At 67.8% G+C, this 16,263-nt stretch carries 9 protein-coding genes; 8 read left to right on the top strand and 1 reads right to left on the bottom strand.

All coding sequences use genetic code 11. From position 1 onward, the window contains the following. The first annotated feature begins 192 nt into the window (after nt 1-192). The 8 genes from ACCQ09_RS21955 (at nt 193) to ACCQ09_RS21920 (ending at nt 14,067) form a co-directional block, all read left to right on the top strand. Nucleotides 193-1,443, top strand: coding sequence for a dipeptidase (locus tag ACCQ09_RS21955; protein WP_228428165.1), 1,251 nt, complete (start codon nt 193-195; stop codon nt 1,441-1,443). Between the two features lie 414 nt (nt 1,444-1,857). After that, nucleotides 1,858-3,168, top strand: a complete 1,311-nt coding sequence (locus tag ACCQ09_RS21950) for an MFS transporter (RefSeq protein ID WP_029217132.1) — start codon at nt 1,858-1,860, stop codon at nt 3,166-3,168. Between the two features lie 34 nt (nt 3,169-3,202). Then, nucleotides 3,203-4,378: a glycerate kinase gene (locus ACCQ09_RS21945; protein WP_040942170.1), complete on the top strand. Its 1,176-nt coding sequence runs from the start codon at nt 3,203-3,205 to the stop codon at nt 4,376-4,378. 50 nt (nt 4,379-4,428) lie between these two features. Then, nucleotides 4,429-5,607, top strand: coding sequence for a sugar diacid recognition domain-containing protein (locus ACCQ09_RS21940; RefSeq protein ID WP_011039286.1), 1,179 nt, complete (start codon nt 4,429-4,431; stop codon nt 5,605-5,607). Between the two features lie 184 nt (nt 5,608-5,791). Further along, nucleotides 5,792-7,588, top strand: coding sequence for a sensor domain-containing diguanylate cyclase (locus ACCQ09_RS21935; protein ID WP_228428163.1), 1,797 nt, complete (start codon nt 5,792-5,794; stop codon nt 7,586-7,588). Nucleotides 7,589-7,693: 105 nt separating this feature from the next. Beyond that, nucleotides 7,694-8,083, top strand: coding sequence for a DUF2628 domain-containing protein (locus tag ACCQ09_RS21930; protein ID WP_011039284.1), 390 nt, complete (start codon nt 7,694-7,696; stop codon nt 8,081-8,083). Between the two features lie 481 nt (nt 8,084-8,564). After that, nucleotides 8,565-11,495: a TonB-dependent receptor domain-containing protein gene (locus tag ACCQ09_RS21925; RefSeq protein WP_040942167.1), complete on the top strand. Its 2,931-nt coding sequence runs from the start codon at nt 8,565-8,567 to the stop codon at nt 11,493-11,495. 97 nt (nt 11,496-11,592) lie between these two features. Next, nucleotides 11,593-14,067 carry a GH92 family glycosyl hydrolase gene (locus tag ACCQ09_RS21920; protein WP_040942166.1) on the top strand — a complete coding sequence of 825 codons (2,475 nt, stop codon included), beginning with the start codon at nt 11,593-11,595 and terminating at the stop codon, nt 14,065-14,067. A gap of 480 nt (nt 14,068-14,547) precedes the next feature. On the opposite strand, the gene ACCQ09_RS21915 is transcribed toward ACCQ09_RS21920, so the two are convergent. Next, nucleotides 14,548-15,963: an amino acid permease gene (locus tag ACCQ09_RS21915; RefSeq protein WP_040942165.1), complete on the bottom strand. Its 1,416-nt coding sequence runs from the start codon at nt 15,961-15,963 to the stop codon at nt 14,548-14,550. Nucleotides 15,964-16,263: the final 300 nt, after the last annotated feature.

Raw genomic sequence — 16,263 nt, 5'->3', positions numbered from 1 at the left:
GCGCGCGGGTCTGCAATTGGTTTGAAGATGGATTATTCGGTTCTGCAACGCGGTCGGCGTTCGTGCTGTGGCACCGGTGGACATTGCGCCGCTGCGCCCGCCCGATGACGGCCAGCCGATGACGCAGTGCGGGTGCCCGCGGCGCCGACACCTGCGGCTATGATCCGGTGACCCCCCTGCAAGCGAGACCGCATGAAACTGCACACGCGATGTCTGTCGTTGTTGCTGGCCGCCACCACCTCGGCACAGGCGATGGAATTTTCCGCCGCCGAGCTGGCCCGCGCCAGCGCACTGCAAAAGCGCCTGGTCACGCTGGATTCGCACCTGGACACGCCGGCCAATCTGGAGCGCGGCGATTTCGATGTGATGCAGGGCCATGCCGGCAATCGGCTATCGCAGGTGGACTACCCGCGCATGCTCGAAGGCGCACTCGATGGCGGCTTCTGGGCGGTCTATACCGGGCAAGGCAATCGCAGTGCGGCCGCGCATCTGGATGACCGCGACGCCGGCCTGCAGCGGCTGATGAAGATCCACAACCTGTTGGCCGCGCAGCCGCAACGCTTCGCGCTGGCCACCACGCCCACCGATGCCGCGCGCATCAAGGCCGCCGGCACGCGCGTGGTGTACATCAGCATGGAAAACGCCAGCCCGCTGGTGGCCGACCCGTCGCTGCTGCGTTTCTATTACGCGCAGGGCCTGCGGCTGATGAGCACGGTGCATTTTCTCAACAACGAGTTCGCCGATTCGGCCACCGACCCGAAAGGGGCCGAGTGGAAAGGCCTGAGCCCGGTCGGCAAGCAACTGGTGCAGCAGGCGCAGGCACTGGGCATCGTGATCGATCAATCGCATGCCTCCGATACGGTGTTCGACCAGTTGATCGCGTTGTCGCCGGTGCCGATCATGCTCTCGCACAGCGGCGCGCAGGCGGTCTACAACCACCCGCGCAACATCGACGATGCACGCCTGAAGGTGCTGGCCGCGCACGGCGGGGTGATCCAGGTGAATTCGTATGGCGGCTATCTCATCGATAGCGGCGCCAGCCCCGAGCGCAAGGCCGCCGAGAAGGCGCTGGCCGACCAATACGGCGGCTGGGAGCATTTGAAGATGTCCGACGGCACCGCCCTGAGTGAAGCGCTCAAGGCACTGGATGCGCGCTACCCGGTCAAGCGCGCGACCGAAGAGGATTTCTTCGCGCATCTGGAGCATGTGCTCGCCGTCGCCGGGCCCGCGCATGTGGGAATCGGCATGGACTGGGATGGCGGCGGTGGCGTGGTCGGGCTGGAAGACGTCTCCGACCTGCCGCGCATCACCGCCTGGCTGCTGCGCAAGGGCTATAGCGAGCCGCAGATCGCCGGCATCTGGGGTGGGAATCTGCTGCGGGTGATGGAGCAGGCGCAGGCCTATGCGGCTGGGAATCGGGAATCGGGAGTGGGGAATCGTTGAAGCGGTTGGTCGTGCGCGGTGGGGGCAGGGCGTTGTGCAGGGAGAGCGGTGGGGCTGGATGGCTTGTGGGTGGATGGGGTGATGGCTGCGGCGTGATTCGGCTGGGGGGGGGGCCTGCGTCCGTGTGCTGAGGTAGCGGGCAGCGCTCGCCGCGTTTGGTGTTGGGCTTGTCTGGCAGCGGTCGGGCGCGCGGCGGCCAGCGGCTGGCTTGGCTAGGTGGGCTGCCTTGGCTGATGGGGCTGAAGCGCTCCGCTTGGGTGTTTGCACAAAAACCAGTATTTGCCGGCGCCACTACAGGCAACGCTCTGCCGAAGATTTCAGGAAAAAGCGCCAACTAGAATGCGTTCACCCCTTCCGCGGTGCGGGCGCTGCGGCGTCCGGTTCGCCTGGACGACCCCTGAGTTGGAGCGTGCGATGACCCCAGCCTCCCGGCCCCTGCCGCAGCCTGACGGCATGGCCGCCACCTACCGCAAGATCCTGCTGCGGCTGATCCCGTTCCTGTTCGTCTGCTACCTGTTCAATTACCTGGACCGGGTCAACGTCGGCTTCGCCAAGTTGCAGATGCTGGGCGATCTGGGCATGAGCGAGACCGTGTACGGGTTGGGCGCAGGCACCTTCTTCATCGGCTACCTGGCCTGCGGGGTGCCGAGCAACCTGATCCTGCAGCGGCTGGGCGCGCGCCGCTGGGTGGCGATCATGATGATCAGCTGGGGCCTGCTCTCCACCGGCCTGATGTTCGTGCGCACCCCGGCCGGGTTCTACACCCTGCGCCTGCTCACCGGCGCGGCCGAGGCCGGCTTTTTCCCGGGCATCGTGCTGTACCTGACGCGCTGGTTCCCGCGCGCGCAGCATGGCCGGGTCATGACCATCTTCATGTCGGCCATTCCCATTTCCGGGGTGCTGGGTGGGCCGTTGTCGGGCTGGATCCTGAGCCATTTTTCGGCCGGGCAGGGCGGGCTGGCCGGCTGGCAGTGGATGTTCCTGCTGCAGGGCCTGCCCACCGTGCTGCTGGGCGTTGGCGTGTGGTTTCTGCTCAGCGATGGCGTGCAGCAGGCCCGCTGGCTGACCCCGGGCGAGAAGCAGGCGCTGACCCGCGCGCTGGACGCCGATGAAGCGGGCAAGCCGGCCGGGGCGTCCACCTCGCTGGCGGCCGTGCTGCGCAACCCGGCGGTGTGGATGCTGGGCACGGTGTACTTCTGCATCCAGAGCGGGGTGTATGCGATCAACTTCTGGCTGCCGTCGATCATCCAGGGCAGCGGCGTCACCGACCCGACCCGGATCGGACTGATGAGTGCCATTCCCTATCTGGCCGCAGCGGTGTTCATGGTGCTGATGGGGCGTTCGGCCGACCGCCGCCGCGAGCGGCGCTGGCATCTGGTGATCCCGTTGCTGATGGGCGCCGCCGGCCTGTGCCTGGCCGCCGCGCTCACCGACCACCTGTGGCTGGCCTTGCTGGGCATGACCCTGGCCACGATGGGCGCGGTCAGCGGGCTGCCGCTGTTCTGGCCGCTGACCAACGGCTTTTTGACCGCCGCCGCGGCCGCCGGTGGGCTGGCGCTGATCAATTCCACCGGGCAGGTTGCCGGCTTCGTCAGCCCCTATCTGGTGGGCTGGATCAAGGACACCACTCACAGCACCGAGCTGGCCCTGTACGTGCTGGCCGCGGCCATGGTGCTGGGCGCCGCGTTGGTGCTGCGGGTACCGGCCAGGGCGGTGAACCAGTGATGCCCGTGCCCCTTTTCGTTGAGCCCATTCCGTCATGAAGATCGTCATCGCGCCCGATTCGTACAAGGAAAGCCTGTCCGCGCTGGAGGTAGCCACCCAGATCGAGGCCGGCTTCCGCGAGGTGTTCCCCGACTGGAGCTACACCAAGGTGCCGGTGGCCGACGGCGGTGAGGGCACGGTGGAGGCGCTGGTCGCCGCGACCGGCGGGCGGGTGATCGACTGCACGGTCAGCGGCCCGCTGGGCACGCCGGTGCAGGCGTTCTTCGGGCTGACTGGCGATGGCCGCACCGCGGTGATCGAGATGGCCGCCGCCAGCGGCCTGGCGCTGGTGCCCCCGGCGCAACGCGCGCCGCTGCAGGCCAGCACGGCCGGGGTGGGCGAGCTGATCCTGGCCGCGCTGGATGCCGGCGCGCGGCGCTTCATCATCGGGATTGGCGGCAGCGCCACCAACGACGGCGGCGCCGGCATGGCCCAAGCGCTAGGCGCGCGCCTGCTGGATGCGCGTAATGAGCCGATCGGTGCGGGCGGCGGTGCGCTGGCGGCGCTGGCCCGCATCGAAACCGACGGCCTGGATGTGCGGCTGCAGGAATGCCACATCGAAGTGGCCTGCGATGTGGACAACCCGCTGATCGGCCCGACGGGTGCCTCGGCGGTGTTCGGCCCGCAAAAGGGCGCAACGCCGGCCATGGTGCGGCAACTCGATGCCAACCTGCAGCACTACGCCAACCTGCTCGAGCGCGACCTCGGCCTGCGCCTGCACGGCTTGCCCGGTGGCGGCGCGGCCGGCGGGCTGGGCGCTGCGCTGGTGGCGTTTCTGGGCGCGCAGCTGCGGCCCGGCGTGGAGATCGTGGCGCAGGCGCTGGGCCTGGACGCCACCATTGCGCAGGCGGATCTGGTCCTCACCGGCGAAGGCCGCATCGACAGCCAGAGCCTGCATGGCAAGACCCCGGTCGGGGTGGCGCGGGTGGCGCAGCACCACGGCAAGCCGGTGATTGCCATTGCCGGGTGCCTGGGCAACGGCGCCGGCCTGCTGCATGCGCACGGCATCGCAGCGATGTTTGCGGTGGTGCACCGCGCCTGCACGGTGGAGCAGGCCCTGGCCGAGGCGGCCAGCAATGTGCGCATCGCCGCGCGGAACGTGGCCGCCGCGTTGCAGGTGGGCATGGCGCTGGCGCAACCGGGGTTGCCGGTCCCGGCGCGCGCGTCTTGATGGTGCGCCGCGCACGCCGGCCGGCGCCGGGTTTCCCCTAGCATAGGGCGATGCTTACGCTCGACCGCACTCTGGCGCAGTCCATCGTCGACCGTTCGATGACCATCATCGACGGCAACGTCAACGTGATGGACCACACCGGCGTGATCGTTGCCAGCGGCGACCCGGCGCGCATCGGCCAGCTGCATGAAGGCGCGCTGCTGGTGCTGTCGCGGCAGGGGCGGGTGGAGATCGACGCGGCGCTGGCGCAGCAGCTCGACGCAGTACGTCCCGGCGTCAACCTGCCGCTGATCGTCGATGGCCGCGTGCTCGGCTGCGTGGGCCTGACCGGCGACCCTGCGCGCATCGGGCAACAGGCCGAACTGGTGCGCATGGCCGCCGAGGCCATGCTCGAACAAGCCGGGCTGCTGCGCCTGCTGGCCCGCGACGCGCGCCTGCGCGAGGAAGTCACGCTGGGGCTGATCCGCACCGACGGGCCGACCCCGGCGCTGGCCGGCTGGGCCGAACGGCTAGGCATCGCGCTCGATCTGCCGCGCGTAGCTGCGGTGATCGAAGTGGAAAGCGACACCCTGGATCTGGACGCCATGCTGGTGGAGTTGCAGCGCCTGCATACGCTGCTGTCCACGCCCGAGCGCGGCAACCTGATCGCCGCCACCGCGCTCAACGAGCTGGTGGTGCTTAAACCGGCGCTGGACCGGCGCGGGCAGTGGAATGTGGACGAGCAACGCCGGCGTGCACACACCTTGCTCGAGCGCATGCGTGCCAGCAGCCCGCTGCGCATCCGCCTGGCGCTGGGCCAGTATTTTCCGCAGCCCAACGGGCTGGCGCTGTCGCACCAGATCGCGCGCACCACCATGCGCATCGGCAAGGCGCGCACGCCGGGCGCCGATGCCTTCTTCTTCGACGACTACCGCCTGCCGGTGCTGGTGGACGACCTGCGCCAGGCCTGGCAGGCCGAGGAACTACGCAAGCCGCTGCAGGCGCTGCTGACGCAGGACCGCCGCAGCCAGTTGCTGCAGACCTTGTCGTGCTGGTTCGCCAATGGCATGCGCATGACGCCTACCGCCAAGGCGCTGGGCATTCACCGCAATACGCTGGACTACCGCATGCAGCGCATCCAGGACCTGTGTGCGGTGAACCTGGGCGTCACCGACGATTGCATGCGCCTGTATCTGGCGCTGCAGATGCGCCAGGACAGCGCCGCGGCCGAGCCCGAGGGCGCGCAGTAGGTCTGCGCAGGCCAGGCACTGCGTGTGCCACGACGCGGGGCGACGCCGTGCAGGTTCCACGCGCATGCGGCACTGCTGCATCAGTTGCCGCGCACTGCTGCCGGATGCAGCCGCACATGCCGTTGCACCCCTCGGCCAGCGACACATCTGCGTGACAGCGCACGGATTTGCTGCGCGGGCTGTTATGCCTGCTCCGCTAGACTGCGCGGATGACATCGGGCGAGCGACCACGTTGAAACAGCGTCACGTAGCAGCGCCGCTTGCGGCCAACGAGACCGACCGCCTGGCGCGGCTGGCGTTGCTGCAGGTGGTCGATAGCGAAGCCGAGCCGTTCTTCGACGCCCTGGCCGCCGCCGCGCAGGCCATTGCCGGCACGCCGATTGCACTGGTGTCGCTGGTGGACGAGCACCGCCAATGGTGGAAGGCCAACGTCGGCCTGCCGGGCGTGTCGCAGACCCCGCGCGAGCTGGCGTTCTGCGCGCATGCCATCCTCGATGACGCGGTGATGGAAGTGCCCAATGCGTCGGACGACCCGCGTTTCAGCGGCAACGAACTGGTCACCGACGCACCCGGCATCCGCTACTACGCCGGTGCCCCGATCGTGCTCTCCGATGGCCTGCGCATGGGCACGGTGTGCGTGATCGACCAGCGCCCGCGACAGCTGCAACCGGCCCAGCTGGAGGCCCTGCGGCACCTGGCGCGTGTGGCGGCCGAAGGCCTGGAGCAGCGCCGCCTGATGCTGGAGCGTGCCGAGACCAACGCCCAGCTGCAGCAGCGCCTGCGCGAGAGCGAAGCATTCCTGGAGCGCACCGGGCGGGTGGCCGGCGTGGGCGGCTGGGAGGTGGATGTGGCCAGCGGCACCTTGAGCTGGTCTGACCAGACCTGCCGCCTGCACGATCTGCCGCCGGGCTACCGGCCCAGCCTGGGCGAGGCGATCGCGTTCTATCCGCTGGATGCGCGCGCGGTGATCACCGAGGCGGTGGAAGCCTGCGTGCGCGACGGCACGCCATGGGACCTGGAGCTGCCGCTGATCAGCAGTACCGGCCGCCACTTATGGGTGCAGAGCACCGGTGCGATGGACATGACCGACGGGCGCATGCGCCTGATCGGTGCCGTCCAGGACGTCACCGACCGCCACCGCGCGGTGGACGCCCTGGCCACCAGCGAGCGCAAGTTCCGCAAGATGTTCCAGTACAGCCTGGGGCTGATCTGCACCCACGACATGCACGGCCGCCTGATCAGCGTGAACCCGGCCGCCGCGCGCTCGCTCGGGCGTAGCGTCGAGGACATGGAAGGCCGCGCGCTGGTGGAATTGGTGCGCCCGGAACGGCATGCCGCCTTGCACGGTTATCTGTCGCGGATGGTGCTCGATGGCCAGGACTCGGGCGTGATCGAGCTGGTCGCCGGCGATGGCAGCCTGCGCCACTGGCAGTACCACAACGTGCTCGACGTGGAAGCCGATGGCACCGTGGTGCTGGCGCATGCGCAGGACGTGACCAACCAGTACAAGCAGGAAAAGCAGCTGCTGGAATGGTCCTTCACCGACCCGCTGACCAACTGCTTCAACCGCCGCTATCTGGACGAGCTGGACAAGCGCGACCCCAGCGTGCGCTGGGGCTGCATCGTGGTGGACCTGGACAAGTTCAAGCTGGTCAACGACACCCATGGGCACCAGCGCGGCGACGAAGTGCTGGTGCAGATGGCCTGGTTCCTCAACCAGCCGCTGCGCACCCAGGACCGCCTGGTACGGCTGGGCGGCGACGAGTTTTTGGTGCTGCTGCATCAGCCCACACCTGCGCAGCTGAGCGCGCTGGCGCGCGACTATCTGGACGCGGCGGATGATGCGCCGATCCGCTTCACCCTGGGCAGCGCGCTGCGCCAGGACGGCGAAGCACTGGCGGCGGTGGTCGACCGTGCCGACAAGTCGTTGTACGCACTGCGGCGCTCCCGCCGCGGAAGCAGCTCCACCGACCAGCGCTGACCCCGTAGCGCCCAAGTTCCTAGTGATGTCCCGAGTGGCGAAAAAGCGTGCTCATGAATACGCGATCGCCTATCATGTAAACGTTTTCAATCATATTGGTACGGAATGGACACCTTTGATCGCACCCAGCTCAGCCCCAAGTGGCAGTTCCGCTTCGACTTCTTCGACCGTCATGGCGGTCCGAAGGATCCTGCCTACAAGGAAACGCTGAAGACGCTGCCGTTCGGCGAGAAGCTCAAGGTCGGCATGAACTTCTACGCGCTGTTCTTCGGCTTCATCTACTTCTTTATCCTGGGCCTGTGGCGCAAGGCGCTGGGCCTGATCGGCATCGGCCTGGTGGTGGGCATCATTGCCTCGTTCCTGCCCGGCTCGCTGGGCAACGCCTTGAGCATCCCGCTGGCCCTGCTGGCCGGCATGAGCGCCAACTACGCCTACTACCTGGACAAGGTGAAGGGCAGCACCAGCTTCAACCCGTTCGAAGGCATGCGCTGGTAAGCCATGGCATGGCCGCGCCGGCCCCTCCCGCCGCTGCGCAGCGTTGCCAAGCCCGGTCTCGACCGGGCTTTTTTATGCCTCTGGCCTGCTGAGCCTGCGCGGTGAATCCGTACGCGGTTGCTTGCGCATACGCGGAACAAGCAGGCTTTAAACCGCTAATAACGGACGATCAAGCCATTTGACTGCTCTTGTGGGGCCACAAGCGGGCGAAACCGTTAGCGGCGCTTGCACGCCGTCAACTCCCGCACTGCGCCCACGGCAACTGCCTGAATTCGCTACAGATCCGGGTTCACCCTTCCGCTTGAGTCCGTACGGTCTGCTGCGCCGCAGTATGGCGCCACGGTTTAGCCTTGCTTAATCTTTGCCACACCGTGACACACGTCGCGCCAGATTTGGATCGATCCAAAGCACACTGTGCCCCGCAAGTGTTTGAAAAGACGAAGTCTTTCCGTCGCACCACCGCCCCCGACGAGACGCTTGAATGACCGATTCCCGTTGTCACCGCCCGCGTGTGCTGTCCCAGGCCCTCTTGCTCGCCATGCTGTCACCGCTGCCGGCGCTGGCGCAGCAGGCCGATCCGCAACAACTCGACGCCGTCACCGTGACCGGCTCGCGCATCAAGCGTGTCCAGGCCGAAGGGCCGGCGCCGGTGCAGATCATCGGCTCGGAGGAGATCCGCGCCCAGGGCTTCACCACCGTCTACGACATGCTCGGCACGTTGAACCAGGCGATCGGCACGGTGGAGGCGGATGTCAGCTGGGGCTCGCACACGCCCAACGCCAGCCCGCTCAACCTGCGCAACCTCGGCCCCAACCGCAGCCTGCTGCTGGTCAACGGCCGCCGCGTGGCCGATTACCCGCTTCCCTATAACGGGCAGAGCAACGTCTCCAACTACAGCAACATCCCTGCCGCGGCGGTGGACCGGGTGGAAGTGCTCACCGGTGGTGCCTCGGCCATCTACGGCTCGGACGCGATCGCCGGCGTGGTCAACGTGATCCTCAAGCAGAACTACAGCGGCGACCAGTTCCGCATGCGCGGCGGCACCGCCACCGAGGGCGGGCGCGATACCGCGGATGTGTCCTGGGCCGGCGGGCGCACCGGCGACAACTGGAGCGTGACCTACGCGCTGCAGTACACCAGCCGCGACCCGCTGTTCGGCCGCGACCGCCCGCAGATGGACGACGCCAGCGACGCGCCCTACAGCGCCTGGACCACCGAGCAGCGCCGGGTGGGGTTTCGCCCCAGCAGCGGCATTGCCCTGATCGACAACGCCACCGGCACCCGCCAGGCGCCGCCACCGGGTGCGTGCGAACAGTTTGGCGGCGCCTATTACCGCGCTGATCGGCTGCTCTACAACCGCAATACCGACACCACCACCAACACCGGCCAGCTGTGCGGGCTGAGCGCCGACTACGGCGACTGGCTGCTGCGTAGCGGCAGCAGGGACCTGTCCGGGTATCTGTACGGCACCTGGGAATTCGGCAACGGCGTGCAGGCCTGGACCAACCTGGCGGTGTTCGATTCCGAAGCGCAGTGGGGCACCTCGCCGCCGTATGTGCAGTTGCCGGCCGGGCTGGATTACCCGGCCTTCCACGACGTCACCAGCGGCCAGCAGTTGATTGGCGTGCGCCAGTTCACCGCCAACGAAGTCGGCAGCCAGGCCGGCCTGCGCAACCGCAACCGCGAGCGCTCCTGGGACATCAGCGCCGGCCTGCGCGGCACCCTGGCCGACGGCCGCTTCGACTGGGATGCCTCGCTGGGCCGCTCGTACTACCGCGTGCAGGAACGTATCTCCACCGTGGACTGGCAACGTGCCAATGACTATTTCCTCGGCCCGCAGCTGGGCACCGTGGACGGCCTGCCAGCCTACGCACTGGACCGCGCGCGCTGGTGGACCCCGCTGACCCCGGGCCAGTACGCCCAGATCGGTGCGCACTCGGTGAACCGCGCCGCGTCCTGGGTCAACCAGGGCGCGCTGAGCCTGAGCGGCACCTTGTTCGACGGCTGGGCCGGGCCGATCGAATTCGCCGCGGTGGTCGAAGCCGCGCAGCAGGGCTACCGGCTCAACCCGGACCCGCGCGCCAACCTCGATTACGAAGTACAGAACGTGGACCGCGGCGGTGGCGAGCGCACCCGTTACTCGGGCGGCCTGGAGTTCAGCGTGCCGCTGACCACCACGCTCACCGCCACGTTGGCTGGCCGCTACGACCGCTATGGCGACTACGAGGCGTTCAACGATGACGCCAACCTGCTGGATATCGGCACGCAGAAGGAATCCACCTGGAGCGCCGGCCTGCAATGGCGGCCAATCGACAGCCTGCTGCTGCGCGGCAGCTACGCCACCAGCTTCCGTGCCCCGGACATGCACTACCTGCTCGGCCAGCCCAGCTCGGCGCAGGTGCGCACGCTGGACCAATACCGCTGCATCGCCAGCGGCGCCTACCAGACCAATAACTGCACCGGCGACAACACCGCGGTGACCTATCCGTTTGCGATCAACCGCCGCGGCACGCCGGATCTTGAATCGGAACTGGGCGCGTCGTGGACGGTGGGCTTTGTCTGGGATGCGTTCGAGAATTTCTCCTTCACCGCCGACTACTGGCGCATCCACCTGGACGAAGAAATCCGCGATATCGACGAGACCACCATCCTGCGCGACGAGGCCGGCTGCCGCACCGGGCTGACCATCACGCCCGGGCAGGCCTGGTCCAACCCGGGCGGCGCCGACTACTGCGCCTCAATCCTGGCGCGCGTGCAACGCGATGGCAGCGGCGCGATCACCGCGATCGAACGCGGCCCGATCAACCTGGCCCAGCGCGATGTCAGCGGCATCGACCTGTCGGCGCGCTACCAGCTCAAGACCGGTTTCGGCGATTTCCAGATGGGGCTCGACTACACCAACCTGCGCTCGATGCGCGAGCAGACCTACCGCACCGACCCCAACCCCGAGCGCCGCGACCGCGACATCCGCAGCAAGCTGCGCGGCAGCGTGAGCTGGCTGTATGGCAACTGGAACGCCACCGTCTACGGCGACCGCGTCGGCGCGGTGCCCAGCGTGCGCTCGCACTGGGGCCTGGACCGGCTGGACAACCCCGGCGGCTGCGTGCCGTTTGCCGATGGCGGGGTGCCGGACGACCGCGCCAACTGCACCGACACCGATCCCAATAGCCCCACCTTCGGCCAGAGCACACGCAAGTACTTTGGCCGCGTAGGCCCGGCGATCACCTGGAACGTCAATGTCGGCTACCGCATCACCCCGGCGATGAAGCTCAACCTGTACATCAACAACGTCTTCAACAGCACCGGCTACAACCACAAGGACCCGTACAAGCTGGACTACGAGTTCTACAACAGCCGCCTGTTCAGCCCGGTTGGCCGCGAGATCGCGGCAGAATACGTGTTCGATTTCTAGAATGCGGTTGCGCGCGTGCCTGCCGGCGCCCTGCTGCGGCAGGCACGCTTCCCACCTGCGACGTCCGCGTCGCCCTCTCCCCCGAGGTGATTCCCGCATGTTGTCTGCCGTGCCCCGCGCCACCCCTGCCTTATCCGCTGCCTGCCCCTGGTGGCGCCGCGCCGCCGCCGGCCTGTGCCTGCTCGGTGTCACTCTCGCCGGCCCACTGGCCGCGCAGGACCCGGCGCAGGTCAACACCTTCATCGGCAGCAAGGACGATGGCAATACCTTCCCCGGCGCGTCGGCGCCGTTCGGCCTGATCCAGGTCAGCCCGATCGGTGCGCACTACGCCGGCTGGCGCTACGACGACCCCAGCATCCGCGGCTTCGGGCATTCGTTCCTGTCCGGGGCCGGCTGCTGGGAGCAGGGCGGCCAGGTGTCGATCCTGCCGGTAACCGGCAGCATCGGCCCCGGCGGCGATTTCGATACCGGCGACGCCAAGGCCTTCGACCAGAAGCGCTATGCCGCGCGCTACACCCACGACGGCGAAGTGGGCCAGGCCGGCTACTACAAGGTGCGCCTGACCGATTACGGCGGCATCGACGCCGAAGCCACCGCGCTCACCCGCGCCGCCGCCGAGCGCTACACCTTCGCGCCCGGCGCCGACACCGGCCATGTGCTGATCAACGTGGCCCAGGCCAACGACCGCCACGTGGTGATCGGCAGCCAGGTGCAACTGGTGGGTGACCGCGTGGTGGAAGGCAAGCTGACCACGCAGAGCTTCTGCGGCGGCCAGGAATACACCACCTGGCTCCGGCTGGAATTCGACCGCCCGTTCACCGCGTTCGGGGTGTGGGGCGAAGACGGCGGCGTGCCCGGCGCGCGCCACAGCATGGGCGGCGAACTCAAGCCCAACGGCGTCTGGCTGAGCTTCCCGCTGGGCAAGGGCAAGAACGCGCGCGCGGTGACCGTGGTCAGCGCCATCTCGCACGTGGACGCCGAGGGCGCGCGCACCAATCTGCGCGCCGACGGCATGCAGGGCGGCACGCTGCTGGGGCTGGAGCAGATGCGCCAACGCGCGCAGCAGACCTGGCGCACCGAACTGGCCAGCGTGCAGGTGGAGGGCGCCGGCCGCGACGACCGCACCGTGCTGTACACCGCGCTGTACCACGCCCTGCTGCAGCCGCTCACCGGCAGCGATGCCGACGGCCGCTACCGCGGCTACGACGATGCGATCCACCGCGCCGATGGCTGGACCTACTACGAGTATTTCTCGCTGTGGGACACCTACCGCTCGCAGAACCAGTTGCTGGCCCTGCTGCGGCCGCAGCGCGCGCGCGACATCGGCCGCTCGCTGCTGGCCATCCACCAGCAGGGCGGCTGGCTGCCGCGCTGGGGCTACGCCAATTACGACACCAACATCATGACCGGCGACCCGGTGACGCCCTTCCTGGTCGACCTGTGGCGCTTCGGCGCGCTGCAAGGCAACGAGGCGCAGGCCTACGCCGCGCTGCGCCAGAACGCCTTCGGTCAGCCGCCCACCAATTCGCGCCACGCCGGCCGCTCCGGCAACGCGAGTTACCTGGCCAACGGCTACGTGCAATACGACCGCGCCTTTCCCTCCAAGGGCATGGATGTGGACCCGCACCACGGCGGCTCGGCCACGCTGGAATACGCGCTGGCCGATTGCGCCCTGGCCCAGATGGCCGGTGCGCTGGGCCATGCACAGGACAGCGCGCAGCTACGCCAACGCGGCGGAAACTGGCACCGCGTCTGGGATGCGGACGTGCGCGATGCCGACACCGGCTTCAGCGGTTTTCCGCGCCCGCGGCTGGAAGACGGCAGCTGGTACGCACCCTCCGACGATCACTACAGCCCGCGCTCGCAGCACGGCTTCCACGAAGGCACCGCCTGGCAATACCAGTGGCTGGTGCAGCAGGACATCCCCGGCATGCTGCAGGCCATGCACGGCAGCGAACAGGCAGGCAAACGCCTGGACACCTTCTTCGCCTACGACGACCTGTTGAAGGACCTCGGCAACGGCGCACGCATGCATTGGGTGGTGGGCCCGTACAGCTACTACAACCAGTACCGCTACAACCCCAACAACGAACCGGACCTGCACGCCCCGTGGATGTACACGTTGATCGGCCAGCCGTGGAAGACCGCCACCGTGGTGCGCGCCGCGCAGCAGTTGTTCACCAACGCACCCAACGGCGTCACCGGCAACGACGACCTGGGCACGATGTCGGCGTGGTACCTGTTCAGTGCCTTCGGCCTGTATCCGGCGGTGCCAGGCAGCGGCGAATTCCTGTTGCATACGCCACGCTTCAAGCGGGTCACGTTGGACCTGGGTAACGGCAAGCGCCTGCGCATCGACGCCCCTGGCGCCGATGGCCGCACGCTGCAGTACGTCGATGGCGTCCGCGTCAACGGCAAGCCGCAGCCGCAGGTATTCCTGGACTGGGCCCAGCTGCAGCAAGGCGGCACGCTGTCGTTTGCGCTGACCAAGCAGCCGCCCACTCAGGGCTGGGGCACGCAAGCGGACGCATTGCCCACCTCGTTCTGCGCCACGCCTGCTGCCGCGCAGTGACCGCAAGCATCAGGCTGACGGATGAAAGCCCCTCTCCCGCAGGGAGAGGGGTTGGGGTGAGGGTACGAGGCAAAGCCACTGACTCACGCGCGGCAGCAGACTTCCACCGCTAAACCTTCGCCATCGATGATGCAGGGTTGAAGGCGCGTGGCGACGCGTTCCTCATCGTTGGTCGCCGGTGGATACCTGCGGCGCACCCTCATCCGCCCTACGGGCACCTTCTCCCGGTGGGAGAAGGGCACCGCTCACCTGCATTTGGCGGCGGAGTACTCATAGCAGCCGCGCAGCACAGCACTGCTACCGCCAAGACCTTCCCATCGATGATTCACTCTTGAAGGCGCGTGGCGACGCGTTCGTCATCGTTGGCACTGAAAGATATCTGAGGCGCCCCTCATCCGCCCTACGGAGACCTTCTCCCGGCGGGAGAAGTAAGATCAGCTATCAAAACGACTGCTCGCTATGTTTTGTTAGCCGCTCTAACTACCCCACCTTCCCCAAGCGACTATTCCGCCGCCCGTAGGCCAGGTAGACCACCACGCCCAGCGCGTTCCACACCAGGAACCAGCCCTGCGTGGTGCTCGGCAGGCTCCAGAACAGATACAGGCAGCCCAGGATCGCCACTGGCCCCACGACCCAGGCCAGCGGCGTGCGGAACGCCCGCGCACGCGTGGGTTCGCGCACGCGCAACACCAGCAGACACGCCGCCACCGCCGTAAACGCCGCCAACGTACCGGCATTGGCCAGCGCGGCGATCTCGTCCAGCCGCGCCACACCCGCCAACGCAGCCACCAGCACCGCGGTGAACAAGGTGATCGCCACCGGCGTGCCGGTGCGTGCGTTGACCTTGGACAAGCCGCGCGGCAACAGCCCGTCGCGCGACATCACAAAGAAGATCCTGCTCTGCCCGTACAGGAACGCCAGCAGCACCGTCGGCAGCGCGATGATCGCCACCGCACCGATCACCAGCGCTGCCTTGCCATGGCCCAGTTCGCGCAGGATCAACGCCAACGGCTCCGGGCTCTTGCCGAACACGGTGAAGCTCATCGCACCCACCGCCGACAACGCCACCAGCACATAGATCAACGTGCAACCGATCATCGAACCGACGATGCCGATCGACAGATCGCGCCCCGGGTTCTTGGTCTCTTCTGCCGCAGTGGAGATCGCATCGAACCCGTAGAACGCGAAGAAGATGATCGCCGCCGCCGCCATCACGCCGCGCTCCACGCCATCCGGGCCCATCGCCTTGGAGAAGCCATATGGCATGAACGGCTGCAGGTTGGCGCTGTTGAACGCCGGCAGTGCGATCGCCACGAACACGCCCAGCGCAATGATCTTCAGCACCACCAGCACCGCATTGAGCGTGGCGCTCTCCTTGGTGCCGGCCATCAGCATGCCGGCCACCAGGAAGGTGATCACCACCGCCGGCAGGTTCACGATGCCGCCGGCGTGCGGCCCGGCAATCAATGCATGCGGCAGATTGACTCCCAACCACTGCAGGAACCCGACGAAATAGCCCGACCAGCCCACTGCCACCGTGCTCACCACCAGCGAATATTCCAGCACCAGGCTCCAGCCCACCACCCAGGCGATGCTCTCGCCCAGCGCGGTGTAGCTGTAGGTGTAGGCGCTGCCGGCGGCCGGCATCATCGTGGCCATCTCTGCATACGCCAGCGCCGCGCAGGCGCACACGATGCCGGCGGCGACGAACGACAACAGCACCGCCGGGCCGGCCTTGTCCGCGCCCACGCCGATCAGTGTGTAGATGCCGGTGCCGACGATCGCGCCGATGCCCAGTGCGATCAGATGCGGCCAACTCAGGCTGCGTACCAGCTGCCGCCCGGCCTCGTGCACGGTGACCTGATCGATGGATTTGCGCCTGAACCAAGACGACATGGGGACCTCGCAGGAACCAAAAGAATTCCCGAGTGTCGCCCAACGCGGCGCAGCAAAGCTATCGGTCCAAGGTCACGCGACGCCGTGCGCGGGCTGCGGCAGCGCGGCGCTAAGTGGATCGATGTGCCGGAAACGCAGCCGCTGGCGGCGATGCAGATGCGCGTGAGGCGGTGCGGCGTGAGCAGCGCTGGCGCGTCATCGCGATGCTGCGCTGTCTGCCGATCGCCTCGCGGCGGCTGTCCCGCCGTACGCTTTGCTGACGCGCAGGATCGCGGTGAACCGCGCCGGCCGCAGGGTTAC

This window comes from Xanthomonas sp. NCPPB 2586, assembly GCF_041475775.2.
In the GTDB taxonomy this organism is placed as follows: Bacteria; Pseudomonadota; Gammaproteobacteria; order Xanthomonadales; family Xanthomonadaceae; genus Xanthomonas; species Xanthomonas campestris.
The sequence above is the reverse complement of the archived record's forward strand: the minus strand, read 5'-3'. Positions and strand labels throughout refer to the sequence as shown.

Excerpts from the sequence above, each read along its gene's own strand:
- ACCQ09_RS21915 (WP_040942165.1), bottom strand. The coding sequence starts at position 15,963 with ATGTCGTCTTGGTTCAGGCGCAAATCCATCGATCAGGTCACCGTGCAC.
- ACCQ09_RS21950 (WP_029217132.1), top strand. The coding sequence starts at position 1,858 with ATGACCCCAGCCTCCCGGCCCCTGCCGCAGCCTGACGGCATGGCCGCC.
- ACCQ09_RS21940 (WP_011039286.1), top strand. The coding sequence starts at position 4,429 with ATGCTTACGCTCGACCGCACTCTGGCGCAGTCCATCGTCGACCGTTCG.
- ACCQ09_RS21925 (WP_040942167.1), top strand. The coding sequence starts at position 8,565 with ATGACCGATTCCCGTTGTCACCGCCCGCGTGTGCTGTCCCAGGCCCTC.
- ACCQ09_RS21955 (WP_228428165.1), top strand. The coding sequence starts at position 193 with ATGAAACTGCACACGCGATGTCTGTCGTTGTTGCTGGCCGCCACCACC.
- ACCQ09_RS21935 (WP_228428163.1), top strand. The coding sequence starts at position 5,792 with ATGCCTGCTCCGCTAGACTGCGCGGATGACATCGGGCGAGCGACCACG.
- ACCQ09_RS21920 (WP_040942166.1), top strand. The coding sequence starts at position 11,593 with ATGTTGTCTGCCGTGCCCCGCGCCACCCCTGCCTTATCCGCTGCCTGC.
- ACCQ09_RS21930 (WP_011039284.1), top strand. The coding sequence starts at position 7,694 with ATGGACACCTTTGATCGCACCCAGCTCAGCCCCAAGTGGCAGTTCCGC.
- ACCQ09_RS21945 (WP_040942170.1), top strand. The coding sequence starts at position 3,203 with ATGAAGATCGTCATCGCGCCCGATTCGTACAAGGAAAGCCTGTCCGCG.